The 24,746-nt window shown below is 59.5% G+C and carries 25 protein-coding genes; 7 read left to right on the top strand and 18 right to left on the bottom strand.

Annotated elements, in window-relative coordinates:
- Window positions 1-59: 59 nt before the first annotated feature.
- Window positions 60-797, bottom strand: coding sequence for a DUF3826 domain-containing protein (locus Q4S41_RS06135; protein ID WP_305030219.1), 738 nt, complete (start codon window positions 795-797; stop codon window positions 60-62).
- A 281-nt stretch (window positions 798-1,078) separates the two neighbouring features.
- Between Q4S41_RS06135 and Q4S41_RS06130 the strand changes: the two genes are divergently transcribed.
- Both Q4S41_RS06130 and Q4S41_RS06125 read left to right on the top strand, forming a co-directional pair.
- Window positions 1,079-2,047, top strand: a complete 969-nt coding sequence (locus Q4S41_RS06130) for an NADP-dependent oxidoreductase (RefSeq protein ID WP_305030218.1) — start codon at window positions 1,079-1,081, stop codon at window positions 2,045-2,047.
- A gap of 2 nt (window positions 2,048-2,049) precedes the next feature.
- A complete protein-coding gene (locus Q4S41_RS06125; RefSeq protein ID WP_305030217.1) occupies window positions 2,050-2,958 on the top strand; it encodes a helix-turn-helix domain-containing protein in 909 nt (302 codons plus the stop codon).
- A 27-nt stretch (window positions 2,959-2,985) separates the two neighbouring features.
- Here the strand turns inward: Q4S41_RS06125 and Q4S41_RS06120 are convergent, their stop codons facing one another.
- On the bottom strand, window positions 2,986-3,585 hold the full coding sequence (locus Q4S41_RS06120; protein WP_305030216.1) for a hypothetical protein: 600 nt from the start codon (window positions 3,583-3,585) through the stop codon (window positions 2,986-2,988).
- Window positions 3,586-3,826: 241 nt separating this feature from the next.
- On the opposite strand from Q4S41_RS06120, the gene Q4S41_RS06115 reads away from it, so the two are divergent.
- Window positions 3,827-5,287 (top strand): alpha/beta hydrolase-fold protein, encoded by a 1,461-nt coding sequence (locus Q4S41_RS06115; protein WP_305030215.1) that lies wholly within the window; start codon window positions 3,827-3,829, stop codon window positions 5,285-5,287.
- A gap of 79 nt (window positions 5,288-5,366) precedes the next feature.
- On the opposite strand, the gene Q4S41_RS06110 is transcribed toward Q4S41_RS06115, so the two are convergent.
- From Q4S41_RS06110 to Q4S41_RS06070, 9 genes are all read right to left on the bottom strand, one after another.
- On the bottom strand, window positions 5,367-6,275 hold the full coding sequence (locus Q4S41_RS06110; RefSeq protein ID WP_305030214.1) for a DUF5694 domain-containing protein: 909 nt from the start codon (window positions 6,273-6,275) through the stop codon (window positions 5,367-5,369).
- A 292-nt stretch (window positions 6,276-6,567) separates the two neighbouring features.
- Window positions 6,568-7,467, bottom strand: coding sequence for an Abi family protein (locus Q4S41_RS06105; RefSeq protein WP_305030213.1), 900 nt, complete (start codon window positions 7,465-7,467; stop codon window positions 6,568-6,570).
- Between the two features lie 335 nt (window positions 7,468-7,802).
- The gene (locus Q4S41_RS06100) at window positions 7,803-8,177 is read right to left on the bottom strand and encodes a DUF5615 family PIN-like protein (RefSeq protein WP_305030212.1); all 375 of its coding nucleotides are present in this window, start codon (window positions 8,175-8,177) and stop codon (window positions 7,803-7,805) included.
- On the bottom strand, window positions 8,174-8,419 hold the full coding sequence (locus tag Q4S41_RS06095) for a DUF433 domain-containing protein (RefSeq protein ID WP_046243905.1): 246 nt from the start codon (window positions 8,417-8,419) through the stop codon (window positions 8,174-8,176). The genes Q4S41_RS06100 and Q4S41_RS06095 overlap by 4 nt, the downstream gene beginning before the upstream one ends.
- Window positions 8,420-8,498: 79 nt before the next feature.
- The gene (locus Q4S41_RS06090; protein WP_305030211.1) at window positions 8,499-10,157 is read right to left on the bottom strand and encodes a hypothetical protein; all 1,659 of its coding nucleotides are present in this window, start codon (window positions 10,155-10,157) and stop codon (window positions 8,499-8,501) included.
- Window positions 10,158-10,456: 299 nt separating this feature from the next.
- The gene (locus Q4S41_RS06085) at window positions 10,457-12,838 is read right to left on the bottom strand and encodes a ribonucleoside-diphosphate reductase subunit alpha (RefSeq protein WP_305030210.1); all 2,382 of its coding nucleotides are present in this window, start codon (window positions 12,836-12,838) and stop codon (window positions 10,457-10,459) included.
- A 250-nt stretch (window positions 12,839-13,088) separates the two neighbouring features.
- Window positions 13,089-13,964: a hypothetical protein gene (locus Q4S41_RS06080; protein ID WP_305030209.1), complete on the bottom strand. Its 876-nt coding sequence runs from the start codon at window positions 13,962-13,964 to the stop codon at window positions 13,089-13,091.
- A gap of 143 nt (window positions 13,965-14,107) precedes the next feature.
- Window positions 14,108-14,731: a YceI family protein gene (locus tag Q4S41_RS06075; protein ID WP_305030208.1), complete on the bottom strand. Its 624-nt coding sequence runs from the start codon at window positions 14,729-14,731 to the stop codon at window positions 14,108-14,110.
- Window positions 14,732-14,930: 199 nt separating this feature from the next.
- Window positions 14,931-15,890 (bottom strand): ribonucleoside-diphosphate reductase small subunit, encoded by a 960-nt coding sequence (locus Q4S41_RS06070; protein WP_305030207.1) that lies wholly within the window; start codon window positions 15,888-15,890, stop codon window positions 14,931-14,933.
- A 523-nt stretch (window positions 15,891-16,413) separates the two neighbouring features.
- Between Q4S41_RS06070 and rplU the strand changes: the two genes are divergently transcribed.
- Entirely contained in the window at window positions 16,414-16,719 is a 306-nt protein-coding gene (rplU, locus tag Q4S41_RS06065; protein WP_305030206.1) for a 50S ribosomal protein L21, read from the top strand.
- Window positions 16,720-16,800: 81 nt separating this feature from the next.
- Window positions 16,801-17,076: a 50S ribosomal protein L27 gene (gene rpmA / locus Q4S41_RS06060; RefSeq protein WP_305013769.1), complete on the top strand. Its 276-nt coding sequence runs from the start codon at window positions 16,801-16,803 to the stop codon at window positions 17,074-17,076.
- 65 nt (window positions 17,077-17,141) lie between these two features.
- On the opposite strand, the gene Q4S41_RS06055 is transcribed toward rpmA, so the two are convergent.
- From Q4S41_RS06055 to hemW, 5 genes are all read right to left on the bottom strand, one after another.
- A complete protein-coding gene (locus Q4S41_RS06055) occupies window positions 17,142-17,849 on the bottom strand; it encodes a hypothetical protein (protein WP_305030205.1) in 708 nt (235 codons plus the stop codon).
- 233 nt (window positions 17,850-18,082) lie between these two features.
- Window positions 18,083-18,862 (bottom strand): cyclase family protein, encoded by a 780-nt coding sequence (locus Q4S41_RS06050; protein ID WP_305030204.1) that lies wholly within the window; start codon window positions 18,860-18,862, stop codon window positions 18,083-18,085.
- A 154-nt stretch (window positions 18,863-19,016) separates the two neighbouring features.
- Complete coding sequence (locus tag Q4S41_RS06045; protein WP_305030203.1) at window positions 19,017-19,667, bottom strand: alpha/beta hydrolase; 651 nt, start codon at window positions 19,665-19,667, stop codon at window positions 19,017-19,019.
- A gap of 3 nt (window positions 19,668-19,670) precedes the next feature.
- Entirely contained in the window at window positions 19,671-20,105 is a 435-nt protein-coding gene (locus tag Q4S41_RS06040; RefSeq protein ID WP_305030202.1) for a hypothetical protein, read from the bottom strand.
- Entirely contained in the window at window positions 20,102-21,274 is a 1,173-nt protein-coding gene (hemW, locus tag Q4S41_RS06035; RefSeq protein WP_305030201.1) for a radical SAM family heme chaperone HemW, read from the bottom strand. Before hemW ends, Q4S41_RS06040 begins: the two co-directional genes overlap by 4 nt.
- 187 nt (window positions 21,275-21,461) lie before the next feature.
- Here hemW and Q4S41_RS06030 point away from each other — a divergent pair, with 187 nt between their 5' ends.
- A complete protein-coding gene (locus tag Q4S41_RS06030) occupies window positions 21,462-23,297 on the top strand; it encodes a BamA/TamA family outer membrane protein (RefSeq protein WP_305030200.1) in 1,836 nt (611 codons plus the stop codon).
- A 207-nt stretch (window positions 23,298-23,504) separates the two neighbouring features.
- A complete protein-coding gene (locus Q4S41_RS06025; RefSeq protein ID WP_305030199.1) occupies window positions 23,505-23,888 on the top strand; it encodes an Hsp20/alpha crystallin family protein in 384 nt (127 codons plus the stop codon).
- Window positions 23,889-24,059: 171 nt separating this feature from the next.
- On the opposite strand, the gene Q4S41_RS06020 is transcribed toward Q4S41_RS06025, so the two are convergent.
- Window positions 24,060-24,383, bottom strand: coding sequence for a hypothetical protein (locus Q4S41_RS06020; RefSeq protein ID WP_305030198.1), 324 nt, complete (start codon window positions 24,381-24,383; stop codon window positions 24,060-24,062).
- Window positions 24,384-24,388: 5 nt separating this feature from the next.
- Window positions 24,389-24,664 carry a VF530 family protein gene (locus Q4S41_RS06015; protein ID WP_305030197.1) on the bottom strand — a complete coding sequence of 92 codons (276 nt, stop codon included), beginning with the start codon at window positions 24,662-24,664 and terminating at the stop codon, window positions 24,389-24,391.
- Window positions 24,665-24,746 lie beyond the last annotated feature (82 nt).

The following is a 24,746-nucleotide window of genomic DNA, read 5'->3' as shown; positions in this document are numbered from 1 at the left end:
AGCCGGTTGGAGTGGTGCCTCATTCATACGGCGTTGGCGGCGCCAAGGCCGGGCTGGTGCTACTTCGGCGAGGAACCAGGGGCGGTGGCTGCCCGGGCTTTGTCGGCGGCTTTTTTGGCGTTGGCGGCATCTACGTAGGCCTTGAACAGCTCGCGCCAGCTGCGGCCGTGGGTGTTCAGGTAGTCCTCGTTTTTGGTTTTGTAGATTTCAAAAACGGCCGATATTTCCTTCATGCTTTTGAAATCGACGGCCTGCTCCCGGGCCTGTTTCAGGTTGGCCACAATCACCGCTTCCTCCGTCGGGGTCAGGTCGGGCACGATGGATTTGTAGCCGTTCAGCGTGAAGGCCACCTTGCCGATGGTGTACTGGTCGAGCACAGCCTCTACCTGCGCAGGCGTGAGGTGCTGGCGCAGGCCGGCCATCAGGTTGTCGTGGATGCTTTTCGGCATGGCCGACACCGTGATGAGCGTCCGGTCCATCACGCTCAGCGGCCGGCCGGTGGCGGGGTTGATGCCGGCCGGCGTTTCGGTGTAGGGGTGGGTATTGTGGTAGTCGCGAATGGCCGCGAGGTGCGTGGCAATGACTTGCTGTATGGCGGCTTCCTTTTGAGCATCGCGCAGGTTGAGCGCGGCCACCCATTCAGTAGCTTTTTTGGCGGCTTCCGGGTCGGCGGCCGGGGCGACGGTGCCGGGGGCTGGTGCCTGTGCGGCATTGCTCAGGCCCTGGCCGTGCGCGGCCAGGCTGCCCGCTGCGCCCAAGCCAATGAAGAGAACGAGTATTCTCAGGGGTTTGCTCATGGGGAAATGAAGTTGCTTGGGTTACCGGTTTACTTGGGTTACCAGTTTAAAGAATGAATGCCAGGCACAAACGGGCCGGTCACCAGGCAGCCGGTATTAGCCTTTGGAAACCAAAAATGCGCCACCGGCCGCACAACTGGCGGCCGGCCGCCGGGGCGTGAGCCCTGCAAAGCCAAGGATTACCACGCGTCATTTCGATTGAAACAAAAGGCATTTCGGTTAAACGCCCCGCCTCGCCAGCCGGGACCTTTGTCTTATCAACTAACCAAATGTATTTCCCGATGAAAGCAGTAAGAATTCACGCATTTGGCGGGCCCGAGGTCCTGCAAATCGAAGAAATAGCCCGCCCCGTACCGGCGGTTGATGAAATCCTCGTCAAAGTACACGCCAGCGGCGTGAACCCCGTGGACTGGGTGGTGCGCGAAGGCGGCAACGACGCCCTGCGGGCCTACCTCACCCTGCCCCTGACCCTGGGCTGGGACGCGGCCGGCGTGGTGGAGGAGCTGGGCAGCCAGGTAACCGGGTTCCGGAAAGGCGATGCTGTGTACGGCGTGCCCAACTTCCCCGGCAATGGCAGCTACGCCGAATATTGCGCGGCCAAAGCCAGCCAGTTTGCCCCCAAGCCCCACAGCCTGAGCTTCACCGAGGCCGCGGGGGTGCCGCTGGCCGCCCTCACGGCCTGGACCGGCCTGTTTGGGCACGGCCAGCTGCGGGCCGGCCAGCGCGTCCTGATTCAGGGGGCTTCGGGCGGCGTGGGCGGTTTCGCCGTGCAGTTTGCCAAGGCCAGGGGCGCCTACGTCATCGGCACCGCCTCGGCCGGCAACCTGGGCTATGTGAAAAGCCTCGGGGCCGATGAGGCGCTGGACTACCGCACCCAGCCGGCAGAAAACCTGCTGCGCGACATTGACGTGGTGCTCGAAGCCTCGCCCCTGCGCGACAATGCCGCCCGCGTGAACGCCGTGCGGGTGCTGAAAGCCGGCGGTATCTTCGTGAGTGTGAACGTCGATTTTCCCTTCGATGACGCCATGCAGGCGGCCCTGGCCGACCAGCAGGCCACCGGCGAGTTGGCCCCCAACCAGGCCCGGCGGGACTGGCTCGAGGAAATCGGCCAGCTGATTGATACCAACCAGGTGAAGGTGACCATCAGCCGGGTGTACCCGCTGGCGCAGGTGGCCGATGCCCACCGCGAAAGCCAGACCTGGCACGTACAAGGCAAGCTGGTGCTTGAAATCAACCCCAGCGGCGAATAACGATGCGGCGCTTCACCACCATTAGCGAGTTTCATGCGTTTGCGCAGCTGCCCAAGCCCCAGCATCCGCTGCTGAGCGTGGTGGACGTGAGCACCGTGCCGCACCGCGATGGCGCGGAGCCGATGAGCATGGTCTTCGATTTCTACTCGATTTCCATCAAGCGCATGCACAACGTGCACGTGCAGTACGGGCAGCACTCGTTCGACTTCAACGAGGGCATCATGTCCTTCATGGCGCCGGGCCAAGTGTTCAGCATGGCGGTGGCCGACCCGGCCCAGGCAGTAGAAAAATCGGGGTGGGTAGTGTACGTCCACCCCGATTTTCTGTGGAACACGCCGCTGGCCAAAACCATCAAGCAGTACGATTTCTGGGATTATTCGCTCAAGGAAGGGCTGTTTCTGTCGGCGAAGGAGGAGGCGGCCATCCTGAGCCTTGTCTTCGCCATCGAGCGGGAATACACGTCCACCATCGACCGGTTTAGCAAGCGGATTATCGTGTCGCAGCTGGAAAGCCTGCTGCACTACGCCGACCGGTTCTACGACCGCCAGTTCCTGACCCGCGAAAAGGCCAACCACGAGGTACTTGAACGCCTCGAAACCCTGCTCCACGCCTATTTCGACAGCCCCGACCTGCTGGAGCGCGGCCTGCCCACCGTGCAGTACGTGGCCGAGCGCCTGCGCGTGTCGCCCAAGTACCTCAGCAACCTGCTGCGCGTCCTCACCGGCCAGAACACCCAGCAGCACATCCACGCCCAGCTCATCGCCAAGGCCAAAGAACAACTCTCGACCACCAGCCTCACCGTGAGCGAAATCGCCTACGGCCTGGGATTCGAGCACCTGCAATCGTTCAGCAAGCTGTTCAAAACCAAGACCAGCCTCTCGCCGCTGGCGTTTCGGGCGTCATTCAACTGAAAATCATTGGGCGCGTCCCCGGGCATTTTAGCTCCGCAGCGTGGCTTTGAGCAAGGCGTGCAGGTCGCGGGCGTTGGCGCGAGCAGCTTCGATGCGGCCCACGTTGCCCGCCACAAATGCCAGCAGGGTTTCGTTGGGATAGGGCGCATGGTTGGCCCTGGTCATTTTCTGGTTCGACAGCAGGGCGTCAATGGTGCGCGGCACTCCCCAGGGAAAGCCCCACCACCCCAGCAGCGCGGAAGACTTCATGGCGTCGTGGTTGAGTTGGTCCAGGCAGGGCGGGCAGGCAATGACCAGCTGTTTTTTCCAGGTCGTCATCACCACAAAGCTGAGCACCCGGTGCGTGACCGTGGCATTGAGCGGCCGCGCCGCCGACCCGCACACCGGGCACGGCTGGGCCTGCAGCAGCGCTCCATAGGCCAGCACCTCGGCTTCGGTCGCCTGCCGCAGCTGCGCCTGAATGGTTTTCTCGGCCGTTTCGGCCAGTCCGCGCGTGCTGAGCTCTGCTTTGAGCAGCACCAGGGCTTCCGGCCGGAGCCGGGGCGCGTCTTCCGCGGCAATGCGCATCAGCTTCTCGTCGGAAAGACGGCGGTAATTTTCCTTCAGGGCGGCTTCCGAAACGGCCATGGCTGTCGTGGGGGGTGGATGTGCCTTCCAAGATAGCGCAAAGCCGCGTTTCCGGCCAGCCCCCTGATGCTGAACCAGCCGCGTCCGGCGCGGGGGCGGCGGGCTGTTTTCAACCGTCTCAAGGCGGCAATGGAGTTTTTTTGGCCGGGGCTGTAACGGGTGGGCCACCGAACCGGTACTCCCGGCGCTGCTGGCAAAACCACAGCGCTTCCTTCACCTTCCCCGTTCTGCTGCTGCTGCAATGAAATACCTGGCCATCTTCTTTTTGCTGCTGCTGACGCTGCCGGGCGCCCGCGCCCAGCAGTTCAAGGTTTCCTACACCGCGGCGGCTTACGCGGGGCCTTTCACGGGCAACGTCATCCTGTACCTTTCCCAAAAGAACGAAGCGCCCAAGAACCAGCCGAGCTGGCCCTGCTTCCGGCTGGCCGTGCGCAACGTGCCGCCCGGCCAGGCCATTACCTTCGATGATGCGGCCCTCTCCTACCCCACGCTGCTCTCGCGCATTGCCCGCGGCGACTACTACGTGCAGGCCGTGTGGGACCGCAACCTCGAAGGCCGCGCCATTGGCCAGAGCACGGGCAACCCCTACAGCCCGTCCCGGAAGGTAAGACTGGGGGCGGCCTCCGAAACTTTCGTGCTGGTGTGCGACCAGGCCGTGGCGGCGCCGGTTTTTGTGCCCACCACGTTTTGCCAGGAAATCAAAGTGCCGTCGGCGCTGCTGACGCGCTTCCAGCGCAAGCCCGTTTCGCTGAACGCCGCCGTCATCCTGCCCCGAGACTACCACCAGCACCCCGGCCGGCGCTACCCGCTGGTGCTCACGGTGGGGGGCTACGGCGGCAGCTACCTGCACTACTCGCGCACCGAGAGCACCGATACCCTGCCCGCCAACCCGATTGACACCATTGCCTGCGTTCGCGTGTTTCTGGACGGCGACTGCTCGCTGGGCCACAGCGTGTATGCCAACAGCGACAACAACGGCCCAGTGGGCGATGCCTTCACCACCGAGTTTTTGCCGGCGCTCGAACGCCGCTACCGCACCAACGGCGCGCGCCTGCTGCGGGGCCACAGCAGCGGCGGCTGGGCCGTGGTGTACCTACTCACGCATTACCCCAAGCTCTTTGCCGGCGGCAACGCCAGCGCCCCCGACCCCGTCGACTTTCACCGCTTCCTGCGCACCAACCTCTACACCGACGCCCGCTGGGTGCCTGTGCCGGACTCGGTGATCTACGGCGGCCCCCTGCCCGCCCCCGCGGTGTACGACCGGCCCAACATTGCCCACCACCTGGAAAACGTGCTCTACCGCGGCGAGCAGGACGTGTCATTTGATGCCGTGTTTGGCCCCCGCGGCCCGCAGGGCCTGCCCAAACCGCTGTTCGACCCCGCCACCGGCACCCTCGACCGCCAGGTGTTTGCCTATTGGAAGCGCTACGACCTCACGCAGTACATCACCCGGCACTGGGCCCGGCTCAAGCCCGACCTCAATGGCAAGCTCCGGGTATCGGCCGGCACGGAGGACAACTACTTCCTAAATTTTTCCGCAATGCTCATGGAGCAGCAAATGAAAAAGCTGGGCGCCGACGTAGTCTTTGCCTATTACCCCGGCACCCATTTCACGGTCAGCACCCCGGAATACCGCAAAGCGGAAATACAGTGGCTGAAGAAAACCTACCTGCAGTGGCTGGCCCAGCACCCCCAGGCCTAGCGCTAACGTGCGCCCACGCCAGTTGGCCCGTAGCCTCCGGCCGGCACCAGGCGGCCATACGACACTGTGAGCGACTGCGTTAGCGCCCGAGGTAGCGCGCAGTGGGCTCCACCCGATAGGCCGGGTCGGCGGCCAGAATGCCCTGCAGCGAGCTCACGTGCCGCGCCCCGATTATCAGGAGCTGGCGGCTTTGCTTGGTTTGCAGCTGAGTGGTCACGATGTTAGAATACACCTTCAGGTCGCGGTTGTAGAATACGGAGATGAACTCCGCGCCCACGTACTTGGGGTTGATAAACGCCGCATCGACCATCTCATCGGGTTTGAGCGTGCCGTTGGTGACGCGGGCCGGCGTGCAGTACACCAGCGCGTGCAGCTGCCGCAGGGTAGCCGGGGTGTTGATGGTGCGCAGAAACTGCCCAATGGTGCTGGTGCCGGCCGCCAATTGCTGCCCGAAGGGGTCGGAAAACGCGTGCCAGTCGGCATTGGCCTGCTCGTACAGCTCAATGTTCTGGCCGGCATTCAGAATGCTTTGCGACGTGCCGCCCGGCGCGTTCACGCACTGAATCCGGGCCAGCCCCAGGCGCTTGCCCAGCGCAAAACCCAACTGGTACACCTCGCTGCGGCCGCCGGGCAGGGTGTTGAGGTCGAGCTGGCCCTGCCGGTAGCGCTGGTACAGGCTGTCGATGCGGCCCTGCTGCTCGGGCAGCTCCTCCACCAGACTGCCGTCGGGCTGGTAGCGCTGCAGCCCGTCGAGCACGGCGGCCAGTTCGGCCTGGCGCTTGGGCGTGAGCACATCGGAGTTCGGGTTGCCGGCTTTGTAGAGCTGCGTCAGGTGGCTACAGCCGAGCATCAGGATGGAGGTGGGCGCACTGCCCGGACGCACGCGGGCGGCCAGCGGCGTCTTGGTGGCACTACAGCCCAATAAGCTCAGGGCCAGCCCCAGCAGGCTGGCAGCCAAACGCCGGTTGCGGTGACCGAACAGATGCATACAACAAGGAGAAGGGTGAAACAGTGGCTAAAGAACCCGTTGGCCATTGCAAAGCTGCATATGCCGCCGCAATTGAACATAAGCCTCCCCTCCACCCCCGGCGCGCAGCGGCTGGGTGATGCTTAGTGTTTCTCGCAATGCCGCGCGAGCTTCCCCAACGCCACCCCAGCCGCCCCCGGCGCCCCCGCGGCTGAACGATGCTTCGTGTTTCTCGCAATCCCGCGCGAGCTACCCCAAAACCAAACCAGCCGCTCCCGGGGCGGGGGCGGCTGGCGAAGCTTAGGTTGCTTTACTACTGCCAGAAGGCATCTTGTTCCCAACCGACAGGAAAACCCATGACCGTTATTGGCACCGTTGGGTACACTTGAAGTAGTGTCCGTAAATCCCGTTTGAATCGTTGCCCGATAGCGGGTTCGATAGCTGTTAGCAGGTAAGCGGCTACTGCCAGCAGGCTATAAAGCCGGTCATCGGCAATGCGTGGATTGGCGAGCCAGCGGTGAGCAGTACGGCGCGGAAGTTTGGGCTTTACTGTTAGCGTCCGGTTCCACAGACGTGCATGGTGCGCACAGACGTTGCGCACGTAGCTCATCATCCGCGTCCAGCTTTTCAACACTATTTCATCGACGCCGAAGTAGGCACCAATGGCGACGGAAGCTGGCGAAGAGCGCAGATTATTCAGAAATTTAGATGTCAGCCCGAATGAGGCCACTTCCAAACCCATCCAGCTGGGCGGCCGTTGCGGGTTGGTGTAGGTGGTGCGGTAATGGTCCAGAAATATTTCGCTGGCCCGCGCCAAGTCCTTATCCAAGCTATTTAGGTTTTCCTGAAAACGGTAAGCATTCACCGCAGCCGTCGGGTTCTCGTACCAATGCGGCCCCAGTAACAGCGAGTTTTGGTAAGCAAGCTGCGCCCGTAGCGCAATTTCTACCGTACCCGCCGCCCGAAAGACCAGCAGCCGCAATTCCTCGTCAAACTCGTAGAGCCGCAACGTTTCCGTAAACGTGGTGCCTGGCCGAAAGGCGTGCGTGGGGTCGCCCGGTGTTTGGAAAGACAGGAAATAGGCGCTCAACCGGTAATAGCTCAATCGGGCCAATGCCCGTTCTGCTTCCCCCGTATCGGTAATCACCAAACCGCGACTTTGCAGCAAAGCCAGCTGTTGCGGAATGGGAATAGCTGGTTTCGCGTACTGCACAGGCCGAAAAATGAGGCAACAAAAAACCCGCCCTGGTGCGCGTGAGTCGTGAGACCTAGAGGCGTGGCGGGTGTTGTTGTTGCAAAGGTAGAACGGCTATACCGGAAAACAAGTTTCACCAGTGAAAACAGTCGCATCCCCCCACCCGCCCCATCGGCTGAACGACGCTTAGTGTTTCTACCTAACGGCGCGCGAGCTTCCCCAACGCCACCCCAGCCGCCCCCGGCGCCCCAGCGGCTGAACGATGCTTCGTGTTTCTACCTAACGGCGCGCACCCCCAAAACCAACCCACCCGCCCCCGGCGCGAAGGCGGCTGGGGAAGCTTAGGTTACTTGCTAACGGTGCGTCACCAGCAGCGTGCGCGACAATTCCAGGTACGAGTGATTCCCGAACAGCTTCGTGAGTTGCGGCAGAAACGCCCGAAACACTTCCAGCAACTCATTCGTGCTGATGTTGCCCGTGGACACGAGCAGCAGCTTGTAGGGCTGGCCATGCAGCAAAAAGCTGTTCACAAAGTCCGCGTCTTTGGTGATGACCACCCGCTTCTCATCCATCGAAAGCCGGGTGATACTGCCGTCCTGCGTCTGGTTGGCGGCCGGTAGGTCGAGGGTGTGCAGGCAATCGCAACCGGTATGAAAGGCCAGAAAATCGGCCAACCGCTTCGGCAGCTGCGCATCGACCAAAAACCGCAGCGCCTCGGCGGTGCTCACGACGCCAGCCGGAAGATGGACCGCACTTGCAGCATGTCGGCCGCGTAGGCCTGGCAGGCGCGCAGGTCCTCGGCCTCCAAATCGGGGTAGTCGGCCAGGATTTCGGCTTCCGTCATGCCGGAGGCCAAGTATTCGAGCACGTTTTGCACAGGGTAGCGCAGGCCGCGCACCGTGGGCTGCCCGTGACAGATGTTCGGGTCGAGGGTGATGCGCGGGTGGGCCGCTGAAGCAACAGTTTCCATGTGGCTAAGATACGAAATTGCCAGAGTGCCCCACCCCCCAGCCGCTCCCGGGGCGGCAGCGGCTGGCGAAGCTTAAGAATCAAACTATAAATTCAACTGGATGAGGCGTTCTAAGCAAGTCTTCTAGTAAGTATCCCTTTTCCTCAATTGATTTCAGCACAGCTTCTTGAAACAAGAAAAAGTCGTTCATGTCAATATATCTGTCGCTAATAGCTTTTTGTTGGCATCCATCAAAGTACTCTATTAGTTTGTTCAGCACAAAGACTAAATAATATCTCAGATTACTTGTAATGTTTTCAATCTTTTGAAATGTTGCCGCATTATGCACCAATTCATTTCTGATTTTATACATCCTTGTAAGATGCCGTTCAACGTTCAATTTATGCCTTTTGATAGTTTCCTCGCAATGTTTGGGATTTCCAAAGTAGCTGTCTTTCAAAGTCTGTGCACGTAAGGCTAAAAACGGCTGCTCAGTACTCTGAGCTATGACTAAGTCGTATGTGGCAACGTCCATTAAGTACGTAAGGTCATCATTGAATGCAGGTAAATACTGACGAGCATTCATTCGCTTCAATGACTTATGAAAATCATGCAAATTCCTACGAGCGTAGCTTACCGCATGAGCTGTGGATAGATGCATCCTAATTCTCAGAAAAGTTTTGGCATTTATATCATGAGTCGAGAATATATTTTCTAACCCAATCCAATAATTCAAAAACTTTTGTTCTAATTCAACCGCTTCACTTCCTGCACGCAGATATCTTATAGCAGACTCTATTTTTGCTACTACTTCTTGTGCTATGAACCGTTTAGATTCAATGTTACTCAGTTTTAGAGATAGATTATTGTAAAGGGTGTCATTACTGGTGAAAACATCATCTGCCTGAAAATGAATAGTTTGAAAATCGGCTCTTTCAGGTGAATTGTGATTTACCACTAGGGCTGATTCTCTTAAATCAATTTTGAGATTACAGTATCCTAAATGCATTAAATCTAGCATAGCCCCTAACTCTGACTTGGCTATTTTCAGTGCTTGGTAATGGTCAAGTGCAGTAACACTTTTAACCATGAACCTTTGGTTAACCGCAGCTTGCAAAAATTTTCTATACTTGCTTATACCTTTCAATACATCAATTTTTGCAACTTCATCTTCCTCTACTTCTCTCTTTAAGCTTGGGATATTCACATCATCCAATAAGCTTTCAAGAATATATCCTTTAAAAATAACAGAGTAGTTCTCCTTATCTTGTGACAAAATTCTTCCATAAAATGCTGCCCAACAGTCCTCGAATGAACCACCTGGGTTGAAAACAAATATGCCTCGTATTAATCTTATTATAAATCCTTTAGTGAATCCAAAATTTATAATTTCAGTTATTAAAAAACCCGTCCTTGACACCAACGCACTTGCCGCTGTATTTTCGTCCTCAACAGTCGTATAAGTATCAGATATAATTGCTTTTATACTTTCAAGAGTTGATTTAATGTAATCCTTATTTACCGTCAGTATATAATAAATATAATATTCTGCTTTCGGCAAATTATTCTCAAGGTTGTCTTTTTGGTCTTTCAAGGAGTTCAAAATCTCGATAAAAGCTGCTTTTGAGACCCGGCCATAGTTGATACATTTATCTTCTTTTAAGATGAGAATTGTCTCATCTCGACATGAAGCAAGTGTTTCAAATGATTTAAGCTTGGCCTTTTTCCAATCGTCTACAAGCTTGTATAGCTCTTCCAAGATGTATATTGGGCCTGCTACCCTAGCTCTATAGCTGTCTAGGGACTTGGGGTCACATAGCTCTATGCAAGATTCGACGAAAATCTTTTGGAGCTTTGAAAATGACTGGTTGCGGTAAGGCGTATGTTGCATTTGAAACTTTATGTGCTATCTTTGCGTTCCGAATTTCAGAAAACAAAAAAGGATAGCGGCTCAAACTCAATGTTGACGTAAGCCACAGAGTTTGTCGTCCGCTTCCTTAAATATAAAAGAAGGCTCCCTAGAGGGAGCCTTCTTTGTTTGGCTATGTAACCACCGTTTTACGACCCGCAGGCCTCGCAGGCGTCCGGGTTATCCAGGGAGCAGGCCATGTCGGACTGGTTTTGCTCCACCAGGGCCAGGGGCTCCAGGGTTTCGGCGGCTTGCTTTTCCACCGTGAATTTGATGGCGTCGGCGGCGGCTTTGGTGCGCAGGTAGTACATGCCCGTTTTCAGGCCGCGCTTCCAGGCGTGGAAGTGCATGCTGGTGAGCTTGCCGAAGTTCACGTTTTGCACGTGCAGGTTCAGGCTCTGGCTCTGGCAGATGTAGGCCCCGCGGTCGGCGGCCTGGTCGATGATGCGGCGCTGCGAAATCTCCCACACCGTCTTGTACAGGTCCTTGATGTGCTGCGGAATGCGGGCAATGCCCTGCACCGAGCCGTTGGCCGCGATGATTTCCTGCTTCATCGCGTCGTTCCAGAGGCCCAGGGCCACCAGGTCTTTCAGCAGGTGCTTGTTCACCACCATAAACTCGCCGCTGAGCACGCGGCGCACGTAAATGTTGCTCGTGTAGGGCTCAAACGACTCGTTGTTGCCCAGAATCTGGGCGGTGCTGGCCGTGGGCATGGGCGCCACCAGCAGCGAGTTGCGGGCCCCGTGCTTCACCACCTCGGCGCGCAGGCTGTCCCAGTCCCAGCGGCCCGAGTCGGGCGTCACGCCCCACAGGTCGAACTGGAACTTGCCCTCGCTCAAGGGCGAGCCGGGGAAGGTTTCGTAGTGCCCGTCCTTGATGGCGAGGTCCTTCGAAGCCGTCATGGCCGCGAAGTAGATGGTTTCGAAGATGTCCTTGTTCAGGCCCGAGGCTTCGTCGCTCTCGAAGGGCATGCGCAGGGCAATGAACGTATCGGCCAGGCCCTGCACGCCCAGCCCGATGGGCCGGTGGCGGAAGTTCGACTTCTGCGTTTCGGGCACCGGGTAGTAGTTCACGTCAATCACCTTGTTCAGGTTCAGGGTGGCCTGGTAGGTCACCTCGTACAGCTTCTGGTGGTCGAAGGTGGTGTTGCCCTGCGCGTCGGTCACCAGGTAGCGGGGCAGCGCCAGCGAAGCCAGGTTGCACACGGCAATTTCGTCGGCGTCGGTGTACTCAATAATCTCGGTGCACAGGTTCGAGCTCTTAATCGTGCCCAGGTTTTGCTGGTTCGATTTGCCGTTGGCCGCGTCCTTAAACAGCATGTAGGGCGTGCCCGTCTCCGTCTGGCTTTCCAGAATGGCAAACCACAGCTCCTGCGCCTTGATGGTGCGGCGGCCGCGGCCTTCGCGCTCGTACTTGGCGTACAGCTTCTCGAACTCGGGGCCCCAGGTGGTGTCCAGGCCGGGGCACTCGTGGGGGCACATCAGCGTCCAGTCGCCGTTTTCCTCCACGCGCTTCATGAACAAATCAGGCGTCCACAGCGCGTAAAACAGGTCGCGGGCGCGCATTTCCTCCTTGCCGTGGTTCTTCTTCAGGTCCAGGAACTCGAAAATGTCGGCGTGCCAGGGCTCCAGGTAAATGGCGAACGCGCCCTTGCGCTTGCCGCCGCCCTGGTCCACGTAGCGGGCCGTGTCGTTGAACACCTTCAGCATGGGCACCAGCCCGTTCGAGTTGCCGTTGGTGCCCTTGATGTAGGAGCCCGTGGCCCGCACATTGCTCACCGACAGCCCAATGCCGCCCGCCGACTGCGAAATCAGCGCGCAGTTCTTCAGCGTGTCGTAAATGCCGTCAATGGAGTCGTCCTTCATCGTCAGCAGGAAGCAGCTCGACATCTGCGGCTTCGGCGTGCCCGCGTTGAACAACGTCGGCGTAGCGTGCGTAAACCACCGCTCCGACAGCAGATTGTAGGTCTTGATAACCGAGTCAATGTCATCCTTGTGGATGCCCACCGACACGCGCATCAGCATGTGCTGGGGCCGCTCCACCACCTTGCCCTCCAGGCGCAGCAAGTACGAGCGCTCCAAGGTCTTGAAGCCGAAGAAGTCGTAGTTGTAGTCGCGGTCATAAATAATGGCCGAGTCCAGGGTGTGGGCATTCTTATGAATCACCTCCCACACGTCGGTGGCAATCAGCGAAGCGTTATCGCCATTCTTGGGGTCTTCATAAGTGTACAGCCGCTTCATAGTGCTGCTAAAGGACTTAGAAGTCACTTTGTGCAGGTTGCTCACCGCAATGCGGGCCGCCAGAATGGCGTAATCGGGGTGGCGGGTGGTGAGCGAGGCGGCCGTTTCGGCGGCCAGGTTGTCCAGCTCAATGGTGCTCACGCCATCGTAGATGCCGTCAATCACCTTCTTGGCCACCTCAATCGGCGAGATGAAATCCTGATTCAAGCCGTAGCAAAGCTTCTCGATACGGGCCGTGACTTTGTCAAACTTCACGGATTCGCGGCGACCGTCGCGTTTAATTACTAGCATACCAGTGGTGTTTGGTTGTGGGTTTTTTCGTATAAAAAGCGGCCGGTTTGGAAAGGTCCAGTCGCAACTTGTTCAGGCAGTTCTAGAAGGCGGTAGCGAATGCGGAGGCATTGGCCAGCCTGCAGAATATTTAATCCCGGAAATTACCTCATCTGTTTTCCAAGGGCAAGAAAAAGTTCCTGAAGTTTTCCACAAAGGACCTGAAACAGGTCGCCCGGCCACTTTTCGAAAAGGAGCCGCGCACTACGGTTTATAAGCCCAAAGGGTTATTCTGTTTTAGCAATTCTTGGCGCTTCAGTCGAAGCCGGGCGTCCGCCGCGCGGCTGTTCAGCCAGGGTTGCCATTCCAGGTAGCTTTCGCCATCGTGCGTGTGGTTGCAGGTACAGTCGGCTTTGATGGGCAGGTCCGGGAAAAGCTGGTGGTAGAAAGCTGCCTGGGTGTCGGCCGAAGTCTGGGGCGTTCGCCATGCAGCACTATCAATAAGCAGCGGATTGCCACCGCCACTTCGGCTCCATAAACATATATTCACCAAGGGGTCGTGCAGGGGCGGACGCCAGCCATCGAACACAAATTCGGGGGAATTATGATACTTGAAAAGGGCGCCAGCCAGTCGCTCGGCCATGTAGTTCCGGGGAACCACCCCCACCAATGACGCCACCTGATGCCGCTGCTGCCAGGGCAACCGTGCCACGGCTGTTTCCACTTCCCGGTACCGAAGCTCTGCCCAAAGCTGCACGGGCAACAGTGCAAGCACCCCCAGGCCAAAAACTACCCTAGCCCCCGGCAGTGCACTCCTATGTACCCGGTTCAAAGCCTGCACCGCAAACACCACCGGCACCCATAGCAGCAAGGGAAACACTAGAAAAGCCATCAGCAAAATGCTTAACAGCTGCAATGGATTGATGAACAGCGCGCAGTACACGCACACCGTGAAATGCACGCCCATCAGAAAGAGCAGCAGGTAGTTCAGTCCCGGCACACGTTTCGCAAATGGCCACAGCAAAAACGCCCCTGTACTCACGGCCAGCACCCAAGCCGCCCACTCCACCGGCTGGCAAAAACCCTGAAACCAGTATTCATTGGCCCAGTAAGCCGCTCCCGCCAGTATAAAATTCAGATACGGCATGAGCGGCCGAAGCCACTCTAAGAAGCGTCGAAATCTTGTCATAGCTCTCGCAACGGCGGAAGTTGGGCCTTTCTTGCTTGGCACACAAAAAAGCCCGCCGCTGCTGGTGCAGAGCGGGCTTTTGCTTTCGCAGACACCCGAAGCTACTTGGCAATGCTGGCGGTGGCCGTCGTCGTGGGCTGGCAGGTCATTATTACGCTCACGTCGATGCTCTTGGCGATGTTGTTCCGCACCAGCGCCGGGATTTTAATCTTGTAATCGGCCGGTGCCACGGCAAACTTGGAGGTCACAACGAGGTCGTTGTCGCGCAAGTGCAGGGTGCCGGGCACCCGCACTTTGCGCTTCACCCCGTGAATGGTGAGCACGCCCTGCACGTACACCGGCTGCGGGCCGCTGCGCAGCGTGGCCTCGTCGGGCATGGTCACCAGCGTGCCGGTGAAGCGCGCCCGCGGGTACTTCTCGCTCTCGGCGTAGTTCTCGTTGAAGTGCTCCTGCATCAGCGTGTTCTTGAACTGAAAATCGCGCATCAGCATAGAGAAAGCCAACTGGCCAGTGGCCAACTCAAACACGGCCGCCACCTTGGAATTCAGTGCTTCAATATCCTCCAGCGGGGCCGTCGAAAAGAAGGTGATAAGGCCGGTAGCCGTGGTGTAGCGCGGCAGCTTGGATGCGGCGGGAGTAGTGGCAGCGGGGGCCGCTGGGGTTTGGGCCTGCGCCAAGGGCGCGGCAATTAGAAAAGCAAAGAGAACGAGTAAACGGTATTTCATAAAGGACTGATTATCGGAAGACAGCAAATATAAAAGGCGGCGGGCCAGAGGCCCGCTGTATTACAACTCGAAACAATTGATTTCGTGGTTGCCTCCCGTTTTTCTTTTTTTCGTTCCGGCGCCGCCGGCCATAAAAAAGGCCTGTCCTGCTGAACAACAATCAGCAGGACAGGCCTTTGTCAAAAATCAATCAAGTATCCTAAAAATCCTCGTCGAGCGAGAATACGTTGTCGTTCCGTTCGCTCATCACGCCGGCTTTCTGGTACTCGGCCACGCGCTTCTCGAAGAAGTTGGTTTTGCCCTGCACCGAAATCATCTCCATGAAGTCGAAGGGGTTGGTGGCGTTGTAAATCTTGCCGCAGCCCAGGGCCACCAGCAGGCGGTCGGCCACAAACTCGATGTACTGCGACATCGTCTTGGCGTTCATGCCAATGAGACTCACCGGCAGCGCGTCGGTCACGAACTCCTGCTCAATCGTCACCGCGTCGCGGATGATGCTTTGCACCCGCGCCGGGTCGAGTTTGTTCTGCAGATAGCTGTAGAGCAGGCAAGCGAAGTCGCAATGCAGGCCCTCATCCCTCGAAATCAATTCATTGGAGAAGGTCAGGCCCGGCATCAGGCCGCGCTTCTTCAGCCAGAAAATGGAGCAGAACGAACCCGAGAAGAAGATGCCCTCCACCGCCGCGAAGGCAATGAGGCGCTCGGCGAAATTCTCGGAGTTAATCCACTTCAGGGCCCACTCGCCTTTCTTCTGCACGGCGGGCACCGTTTCGAGAGCATTGAAGAGGTAATCCTTCTCTTTGGGGTCCTTGATGTAAGTATCAATCAGCAGCGAATAGGTCTCGCTGTGAATGTTTTCCATCATAATCTGGAAGCCGTAGAAGCAGCGCGCCTCGGGCATCTGCACTTCCTGCATGAAGTTCACGGCTAGGTTCTCGTTCACAATGCCATCGGAAGCCGCGAAGAAGGCCAGCACGTGCTTGATAAAGTGGCGCTCGTTGTCGTTCAGGCCGTTCCAGTCCTTCTGGTCCTGGCTCAGGTCGATTTCCTCGGCCGTCCAGAACGAGGCCTGCGACTTCTTGTAGTACTGCCACACCTCATCGTTCTGGATGGGGAAAAGCACGAAGCGGTTGGGGTTTTCGGCAAGGAGCGGCTCCATAATTTCTCAGGGTCTTTGATGGCGGATTTCGGCGGGGAAGGTGGCAGGCTAACCCCCGATAGCGGGCAGATGTTTGGCCCACGGGCCGGAAAAGCAGCCAGCCTTCCAACACCAAATATAGCCCGGCGGCCCAGGCGAATGGCCCTGGGTTTTGGCTTTTTTATTCGTTATTTTTTGGTTAAGGCCGCCTCATTTTTTCATCCCCAACGCTCGGATTTGCCACGGCGCACCCGCGCATTGCCAACGGAAACAACGCTCAAAATCAGGCACTTTTATTTGAGTTGTCCACATTTTGCGTGTGGATAAACCCACTTGTCCCCAAAATTGCTTATTGTACGTACGTAATCCGGCGGTTTTCTTCATCTGCCGCTAACCTGGTGGCAACAGGCTTGCGGGCATGTTCAGCAGGCTTTCTTCGGCGCCGCAGCCGGACAGCCAATGACGATTAAGAACTTAGGGTTTGGAATTGCAAAAGCAAAGTCGTACTTTTGCCTTCCCATTTCAGAAAAACCCGCGAAAGCTGATGTACGCAATTGTTAACATAGCTGGCCAGCAGACCAAGGTTGAGGCCAACAAATTCGTTTACGCTCACAAACTGGCCGGCAATGTTGGCGACACCGTAACGCTGGGCAATGCCCTGCTGACCGATGACAACGGCACTATCACCGTCGGTGCTCCTGAGCTGAAAGTGGCCGTAACCGGCACCATCATCGCCCATGTAAAAGGCGATAAAGTTCTCGTCTTCAAGAAGAAGCGCCGCAAGGGCTACCAGAAGATGAACGGTCACCGCCAGTCGTTCACCAAAGTAATGATTAACAGCATCGGCTAGTTTTTAGCCGTCGTTTGTTATTTAATTCTCTATTAAACCAGCCGCTTCCGGCCATTTGCCGGCAGCTTTAGCTTCAATACCATGGCTCACAAGAAAGGTGTCGGCTCGTCCAACAACGGCCGCGAATCACATTCGAAACGTCTCGGCATCAAGATTTTCGGGGGTCAGGCCCTCGTTGCCGGCAACATCATCGTGCGTCAGCGCGGTACCAAGCACCACGCCGGCGAGAACGTAGGCATGGGCAAGGACCACACGCTGTTCGCCCTCGTCGACGGCGAGGTGCAGTTCAAGAAAGGCCGCAAAGACCGTTCGTTCGTGACGGTTCTGCCCCGCGAAGTCGTTTCCGTACCGGCCTAGTTGCCTGCACGCTAGCATAGAAAAGGGCTGCTCCTACCGGGCAGCCCTTTTTGCGTTGGGGTATTTCAGTGGCCGGCTGATTTCGGCGGCCGGGGATGGTTCACGAAGTATACCCGCAGATTTATCTGGGAGGCGACGCTCCAGGGCGGTGACATTTTGGAGTCGCTGGCGTAGGCTGGCGGCGCTACAATGCCCAGGCCGGCATTGAGGTCGTAGAGCAGGCGGCGGCCGGGGCCGCCGTGCTGGGTGCCGCACAAGGCGAAGAGGGCCGGCGTAACGCGGCCCACCGTCAGGTTGCGGCCGCGCCGCCCGCCTCGGCCGATTTGAGCCAGTTCGGCGCTGCTTTCCAGTGCCAGGTAATTGCCCCAGGGCTCGGGATGAGTTGCTGAACTGCCGGCGGCCGGCTGGTTGAAATAGTAGCGTGCCCCAAGCGCAAAGTCGGTGGAGGTGGTGGGCAGTTGGGCGCGGCCACGCCGGCCGCGAGGCCCGCGCCCGGCCGACAGGTCGGCTTCCAGCTGGCTGTAGAGGCCGAAGCGAGGGGTGAGCCGATACTCGAGGCCGAGCGAGGATGGCAGTACCAGCTGCCAGCTCTGCTGGTCGGGCAGGTAGAAGAGATGATTGAGGCGCAGGCCCGCTTTGAGGAGCAGACGCGGCACGGCGGGCGACACCGGCGCCGAGGGTGCCGAAGCGGGCTGAGCGGTGGCCGGGGCCACCGGGCCAGTCAGCAGCCCGATACTTACCGTTAAAAGTCTTAGCGTGCGAACAGCCAACATAGTGGACAAAAACGAATAGCACCAACCAGTTAAGATAAAGCAGCTTGAATATAGCTTTCAGCCTTATTTCCAGCCAGTAAGCAATATCGCAAACAACCCGCGAACCTATCTGCTGCTCTGGCCCAATGGAGGAATGGGCCAAGCCTAGCCGCCGAAATACACGCCGAGAATACCGCAGGCGGATAAGTTGAAATGACAACAGATGGCCTCGGCAGCTACAGTGCCCTGGCCACTCACGCCAATGGCCAGGCAGTGAGCGGATAAAGCACGGGCTTGCTGGGGCTGGCGTCCAGCTCCAAACTGGTAATCTGAAGGTTGAGCAGGTAGAGGCCATCGGCCACTTCATCGGGCACAAAAATCAGCTCGGTGATGGTGGCGCCGCGGCGGGGCTGCGCGGGGTATTGCCAGAAGGCGTGGTGCGCAAGGAGCTGGCCGGCATCCTCCTCCCGGTCGACGCTGGGCAGGTCGAGCAGGAAATGCTGAATGTTGTATTCGACCAGCCACTCGGCCAGCGCGGGCTCGATGTAGGTGGGGTTGGTGCCGGAATACTGGCGGGTGCGCTTGGCGGGGTCGTTGGGCAGCGTGCGCAGGACGAGGGCTTCGGGGATGGAGCGGTCGGGCTGGGTGGCCAGGGCGGCTTGCAGGTCGGCCAGCATCACCACGAGGTCGCCGTTGGGCTGGGGCACGGGGGCCACGCTCACCAGCCGGGCCACGAACAGGAAGCGACGCAGGCACTGGTTGAGCGTGATGGCCGGGTCGGGCGAGATATGGCCGTAGCACTCGGTGTGGGTGCCGTTGCCGTGGGGCGTGATGTGGATGCGCTGGTAGTTGGTGCTGCCGCCCAGGGCCACGCTGCCCACAAACGAGCCCACCCGAATGGTATCGAACTGTACCGGCTCGGCCCAGAAGCAGTTCACCTGGCTGGGGCCGGGCGCGAGCGGCAGCGAGATGTCGATAGGCACAATGGGGTCGAAGGAGTAGGTGCGGCCGGCGTAGGGATAGGTGGGGAGCATGGGTTTCAGTGAGCAGTGAGCAGTGAGCAGTGAGCAGTGAGTAAAAGAACGTCATGCTGAGCGTAGCCGAAGCATCGCGACTGCAACAGTAATCAGATTTACTATTGCGGTAGAGATGCTTCGGCTACGCTCAGCATGACGTTCTTTTGCTTTTCTATCTAGCCAGCCCATTCAGAATCCGGCTGATTTCGGCGGCCTGGCTGATAATGATGAGGTGGCCGCCGGGCAGGGCGTGCTGGCTGAGCGCCGCGCCGGCGGGCAAAAGCCGGTCGGTGGTGCCGTGAATGCGGACCACGGGCAGCCACGGCCGGCCCGGCCACTCCAGCAGCCGCGCGATGGCCCAGCGCGTAAAAACGGCGTCGGTGTCACGCAATATTTGCCGAAGCAGGCGGTATTCGCCGCCGTTGCGGGCGCCGAAGAACCATTGTGCCACCCGGGGCAGCAGTGGCAACAGCTGCGTGGGCACTAAACGGTAGATGCCCGTGGCGCGGGCCAGCCGGCCCACCCACGGCAGCTCGCGCGGGCTGATGAAGCTGGATATCAGCACTACCCGGGCCAAGGGGCGCAGGGCCGCCACTTCCTGCGCCAGCACGCCCCCAAACGACACGCCCACCAGCCAGCAGGGCTGCGTGGCGGGCACCGCCGCCGCCAGGCGCGCCGTGTAGTGCGGCAGTGGCTCAGCGGGGCTTTGCGGGGGCAGCCAGCGGAGCACGTGCACCGTGCCGGACAACTGCAGAAATTGGAACACCCGCTCATCGGCGCCCAGCCCGGGGATGAGGTAGAAAATGGGCGGCCCGGCTGACACCGCTTAGGTATCGAGGCGCACGAACACGCCTTCGAGGTAGAAGATGTTGTGCGGCTGGGGGTCGTCGGGGCCTTCCTCGCCTTCGGTTTCGTCGTCTTCCAGGGCGGGGTAAGTCACTGACAGCTTGAGGGCCACGCTGGGCAGCGGCACGGGCGGCTGCTCGTCGGAGTTGTATTCGAGCAGGGCGGGCCACTGCTGGGCGGCCAGGGCATCGGCCACTTCTTCCTGCAGGGCGTCGGCGCGGTCGTGGGCCAGACTCAGGAGCGTGTCGAGTGCTTTGAAGGGTAGGGCGAGGTGGAAGAAATGCGTGTCGTTGTCGAAAAACGTGGTAGCCCACACCGTCACGTCGTCGGTGTTGTCGAACACAATGGCCACGATGTAAATCTGTTCTACGAAGAAGTCGGCGTCGTCGGCAATGCTGTCGCTCAGGAGTTTCATTCGGCTACGGCGGGGTTTTGGAACAGCTCCAGCGTGATGTGGTCGGCCAGCAGCTTGCCCGCGTCGGTCAAAGTAAGCACTTCGTTTTGGATGCGCGCCCAGCCGTTGGCCTGCAGCTCGGTGAGGTAAGAGGCATGGGCGGCTTGCATGTCGAAGCCGAGGTGGGTGCGCAGGTGGGCCAGGTCGCAGCCGCGGGCGGTGCGCAGGGTGGTGAGCAGGTACTCGTTGGCGCGGTCGGTGGCGGTGAGCAGGTCCAGCGTCACGGGTACTTCAGCGCGCTCCAGCACGGCGGCCACGTACTGCGGGTTGTTGGGCAGGGTGAACTGGCGGTTCTGGCCGTCGTAGCTGTGGGCGCTGGGCCCCAGGCCGAGGTAGGGCACGCCGCGCCAGTAGTTGCCGTTGTGGCGGCTTTCGCGGCCGGGCCGGCAGAAATTGCTGATTTCGTACTGCTCGTAGCCGTGGGCGCGCATGGCCGCCAGCAGCATCTCAAACTGGGTGGCCACAAACTCGTCGGGCGCCGCCTTGAACGTACCCTTCTGCAAGCGGTGCCCGAAAGCCGTGCCGGGCTCAATGGTGAGGGCATAAGCCGACACGTGCGGCACGCCCAGCGCGAAGGCATTGGCCAAATCGGCCTCCCAGATGTGATGGCCCGGCGCCGGCACGCCATAAATCAGGTCGATGGAAATATTCTCGAAGCCCGCGTCCTGAGCGCGGCGCACGGCCGTGGTCGATTCCTCGGCGGTGTGGGCGCGGTTCATCAACCGCAGGTGCGGTTCGTAGAAGCTTTGCAGCCCGATGCTGAGCCGGTTGATGCCGGCGGCGGCCAGCTCGCGCAGCTTGGCGGCGCTGAGGTCGTCGGGGTTGGCTTCGAGGGTGATTTCGGCATCCGGGGCCACCGCGAAGTGACGGTGGATGGCGGTGAAAAGCTGGTTTAGCTCGGCCTCCGTGAGCAGTGAAGGCGTACCGCCACCGAAGTAAATGGTTTCCAGCACGGTATTGCTGCCGAGGTAGCGGCGGCGCAGCTCCAGCTCCCGCACAATGGCTTCGACCAACCGGCTTTTAAGCCCCAGCGAGGTGCTGAAGTGAAAGTCGCAGTAGTGGCAAGCTTGCTTGCAAAAAGGAATGTGGAAGTACAGGCCGGCCATGCAGATGAAAAGGAAGCAGCGCATAACCCGCTCAATGGAGCGAAACAATGCCGATGGGTGCATCGTGCGCCGCAACTGCACAAAGGTAGAAAGCGCTTTGGCGGGCGGGCCCCGGCCGCGCGGCGTCGGCCGGTTTTACCTTCGGGAAATTAAACGCCGGCATCTGCGTTATCTACCCCGAATGACTCGATTTCTGCTGTGCTTTTGGGGAGTGATACTGCTTGGTTGGCTCGCTGGCCCGCCGCGGGCGGCCCGCGCCCAAACGCCCGGCCTCAACCCCAACGCGCCCAACCAGCCCGGCCTGGCCTCCCCGCCCCTGCCGCCGCGCGCCGCGCCGCCCCTGGCGCCCGCCCAGCGCCGCGCCCTGGCCCACACGCGCGCGCTGCTGCTCGAGGCCGAAGGCGCCGACCGCGCCATTATCCGTCGCTACAAAATGCCAGCCACCGTGCCCGATTCGCTCACGGCGCTGCGCGAGGTGCGCGAACTGGTGCTGGCCCTGCAGGCAGATGCCTACCTCACGGCCTCGGCCGATGAGATGCGCTGGCGTCGCGACACGGTGCGCGTGCGCCTGTATGTAGGCGAGCAGTTTCAGTGGGCCTACCTGCGCAACGGCAACCTCGGCGACGGCCTGCTGACGCGCGCCGGCTACCGCGAAAAGCTGTTCCGCCAAACACCCTTTTTGCCCAACGACTGGGCCCGGCTGCAGGAACGCATTCTCACCGAGGCCGAAAACCAGGGTTTTCCCTTCGCCACCGTCGGGCTCGATTCGCTGCAGCTCAGCGGGCACGCCATTGCGGGCCGCGTGGTGCTGAAGCGCGGCCCGGCCGTGGTGTTCGACTCGCTGCAAATTGTGGGCAACACAAAGACCAAAAAGCGCTTCCTGACCAAGTATCTGCAGATTTTCCCGGAGCAGCCCTTCAGCCAGCAGCGCGTGGCCGCCGCCGCCCAGCTGCTGCGCCAGCTGCCCTACCTGCGGCTGCGCGCCGAGCCGGAGATTCGCTTTGCCCGGGGCCGGGCCCGCGTGTACTTGCTGCTCGACGACCGGCCCAGCAACCAGTTCGACGCCATTGTGGGCATTTTGCCCAATGCCAATGCCAACCAGACCGGCGTGCAGTTCACGGGCGATGTCACCATCAACCTGCGCAACATCAAGGGCGGCGGCAAGCAGCTGGGCCTGCAATGGCGCAAAACCGATGCGCTTTCGCAATTACTGGATGCCCAGTACGTGCACCCCAACTTCTTCGGCACGCCGCTGGAAGTGTCCGGCACGTTCAACCTCTACAAGCAAACTGATGCCTTCACCACCGTGCAGCCGCGCCTGCAGGTGACCTACCCCACCGTGCGGGCCGGCCGCATCAGCTTTTTTGCCGAGCAGCGCAGCTCCTCGCTCGATTCGCTGCGCGACGTCACGGTGCTGCCCGCCAACCTCGATTCGCGCTATACCTCCTACGGCCTGGCCTACGCTTGGACCAGCCTCGACGACCTGTTTTTCCCGCACCGCGGCTATTTACTGAACGCCCAATCGGCGGTGGGCACCAAAACCATTATCCAAAATGCCCAACTGGCCGCCGAGCTATACAAAGACATCCCGATGCAATCGACGCAGTACACGTTTGCCGTGCGGGCCGAGCGTTACCTTCCTGTGAAGCGGGCCGGCGTGCTGCTGCTGCGCCTGCGCACCGAGGGCCTGCTCAACCCGCGCCTTTCCACCAACGACCTGCTGCGGCTGGGCGGGCTGAATTCCCTGCGCGGATTCAACGAAAACCAGTTCTACGTCAGCTCGTTCGCGCTGGCCACGGCCGAATTCCGTCAGTTTATTGGCGCCGATTCCTATGTGTTTTTGTTTGCCGACCAGGCCTACCTACGCCACGATGCGGTGGACGAAAAATTTGGCGACCAGCCCACCGGCCTCGGGGCGGGGCTGAGCTTTCGCACCGGGGCGGGCCTATTCCAGTTCGTGTATTCGGTGGGCCAGGCCAATAGCATTGGCCAGAAGTTTGCGCTCAACGCCTCAAAGATTCACTTCGGCCTGACCAGCCGGTTTTGAGGCTCCCGAGCTGCTTAAAAAGCGCCATTTCGTCGCCTTTTTCCAGGCAAAAAATCGATATTATGCCAGCCTGACCGCAAACAGAAAAACACGGCCAAAAACTGCGTCAATACGACTGATTTTCAGGCAATCTAACTCCTGATTCAGATTGGTACATCATTTGTAATAACAGGTACGAAGCCGACGCCTAAACCCCGGCTCCCTGCCATGAAACTCATCAGCCCGAAATTTATCCGTTCCATTGCCCCGCAGCTCGATTTGCTCAACACCATTGGTGGCGGCGTGGCCCAGCCCCAGTTGCGCGTCGACCAGCGTCCGAAAGGCGTGATTCTGCGCGTGGCTATGCCCACCGTGCCGGCCGACAGCTTCCGCGTGGTGCTCAACCAGCAGAAGCTCACTGTGTTCGGCGAGTACCGCCACGAGCCCGACGCCCAGCTCGCCGCCCCGCTCTTCGTGCAAACCCTTGACCTGCCCAACAACCTCGACCTGGCCCGCATCGACGCCGTGCACGAGGGCAACGAGCTACAGGTCCGCATCCCCTTCCTCAACCCGAGCGACCAGCAGCGCGAAATCGACATCCGCCACAATTAATTCCGGGTATTTAACCGAATTAATTCCGCTGACTATCTGTTTATTAAATATCCATAACGCCGGGACCGACCGGCACCGCAGTCCATCGATAACGCCGGGTCCGACCGGCCACTTTCCGAGTCTTCTGGTTTTCACCATTGAGCCACCGCCCGCAGCGGTGGTTTTGTTTTTTCAGCCGAACAAGGGAATCAGCAGCACGAAGCTCATCAGCAAGGCCAGGTAAAACCAGCCCATCACCTGCCCGCGGTAGTGGCGCGGCAGCCGGTTGCTGAGCACCAGCATGGCGATGATGACCAGCACCAGATGCGCCACAAAAAACACCATCGTTTTCAGCCAGTTGCTGACGATGGTGTTTTCGGGCTGCATCTGGTTGGCTTCGCCCAGGCCCGAGGTGAGGTACTGCAGGCTGTAAAACGCCACAGTTTCGAAGGCCACAAACAGCAGCGCGCCTACCAGCAGCGACTCTTTGGATGATTTCGGCGATACGTCGGCCATGGCGGTTAGGGACGCGGGCGGCCCTGCACTTCGGCCGAGCGAGCTTTAATGTACAGGGCCTCCACCTTGGTGCGGGCCCAGGGCGTGCGCCGCAAAAACGTGAGACAGGACTTGATGCTGGGGTTTTCGGCGAAGCAATTCATGCGCAGGCGCACGTCGAGCTCGGACCAGCCATAGGCGGTCACCAGATACTCCAGAATGGCGGCCAGTGTGACGCCGTGCAGCTCGCTGATGAGGTGGCCGGATTCGTCGCGGGCGTCGGCGGCGCGGAGGAAAGACATGGCAAAGGCGGATGGTGCGAAACGCAAAGTTGGCGAAAAGCCGCCGGCCGGGGCACGTTGGGCCCGGGTCCGTCGTTATTTT

This window comes from Hymenobacter convexus (assembly GCF_030580955.1).
Taxonomy (GTDB): Bacteria; Bacteroidota; Bacteroidia; order Cytophagales; family Hymenobacteraceae; genus Hymenobacter.
This window is presented reverse-complemented; position numbering and strand designations above follow the sequence as displayed.

Bases quoted from the DNA above. Each gene is read 5' to 3' on its own strand.
- Q4S41_RS06040 (WP_305030202.1), bottom strand. From the start codon at position 20,105: ATGAAACTCCTGAGCGACAGCATTGCCGACGACGCCGACTTCTTCGTA.
- Q4S41_RS06085 (WP_305030210.1), bottom strand. From the start codon at position 12,838: ATGCTAGTAATTAAACGCGACGGTCGCCGCGAATCCGTGAAGTTTGAC.
- Q4S41_RS06075 (WP_305030208.1), bottom strand. From the start codon at position 14,731: ATGAAATACCGTTTACTCGTTCTCTTTGCTTTTCTAATTGCCGCGCCC.
- rpmA (WP_305013769.1), top strand. From the start codon at position 16,801: ATGGCTCACAAGAAAGGTGTCGGCTCGTCCAACAACGGCCGCGAATCA.
- Q4S41_RS06120 (WP_305030216.1), bottom strand. From the start codon at position 3,585: ATGGCCGTTTCGGAAGCCGCCCTGAAGGAAAATTACCGCCGTCTTTCC.
- Q4S41_RS06080 (WP_305030209.1), bottom strand. From the start codon at position 13,964: ATGCCGTATCTGAATTTTATACTGGCGGGAGCGGCTTACTGGGCCAAT.
- hemW (WP_305030201.1), bottom strand. From the start codon at position 21,274: ATGCGCTGCTTCCTTTTCATCTGCATGGCCGGCCTGTACTTCCACATT.
- Q4S41_RS06130 (WP_305030218.1), top strand. From the start codon at position 1,079: ATGAAAGCAGTAAGAATTCACGCATTTGGCGGGCCCGAGGTCCTGCAA.
- Q4S41_RS06015 (WP_305030197.1), bottom strand. From the start codon at position 24,664: ATGTCTTTCCTCCGCGCCGCCGACGCCCGCGACGAATCCGGCCACCTC.
- Q4S41_RS06125 (WP_305030217.1), top strand. From the start codon at position 2,050: ATGCGGCGCTTCACCACCATTAGCGAGTTTCATGCGTTTGCGCAGCTG.
- Q4S41_RS06050 (WP_305030204.1), bottom strand. From the start codon at position 18,862: ATGCTCCCCACCTATCCCTACGCCGGCCGCACCTACTCCTTCGACCCC.
- rplU (WP_305030206.1), top strand. From the start codon at position 16,414: ATGTACGCAATTGTTAACATAGCTGGCCAGCAGACCAAGGTTGAGGCC.
- Q4S41_RS06135 (WP_305030219.1), bottom strand. From the start codon at position 797: ATGAGCAAACCCCTGAGAATACTCGTTCTCTTCATTGGCTTGGGCGCA.
- Q4S41_RS06020 (WP_305030198.1), bottom strand. From the start codon at position 24,383: ATGGCCGACGTATCGCCGAAATCATCCAAAGAGTCGCTGCTGGTAGGC.
- Q4S41_RS06115 (WP_305030215.1), top strand. From the start codon at position 3,827: ATGAAATACCTGGCCATCTTCTTTTTGCTGCTGCTGACGCTGCCGGGC.
- Q4S41_RS06055 (WP_305030205.1), bottom strand. From the start codon at position 17,849: ATGTTGGCTGTTCGCACGCTAAGACTTTTAACGGTAAGTATCGGGCTG.
- Q4S41_RS06095 (WP_046243905.1), bottom strand. From the start codon at position 8,419: ATGGAAACTGTTGCTTCAGCGGCCCACCCGCGCATCACCCTCGACCCG.
- Q4S41_RS06110 (WP_305030214.1), bottom strand. From the start codon at position 6,275: ATGCATCTGTTCGGTCACCGCAACCGGCGTTTGGCTGCCAGCCTGCTG.
- Q4S41_RS06025 (WP_305030199.1), top strand. From the start codon at position 23,505: ATGAAACTCATCAGCCCGAAATTTATCCGTTCCATTGCCCCGCAGCTC.
- Q4S41_RS06070 (WP_305030207.1), bottom strand. From the start codon at position 15,890: ATGGAGCCGCTCCTTGCCGAAAACCCCAACCGCTTCGTGCTTTTCCCC.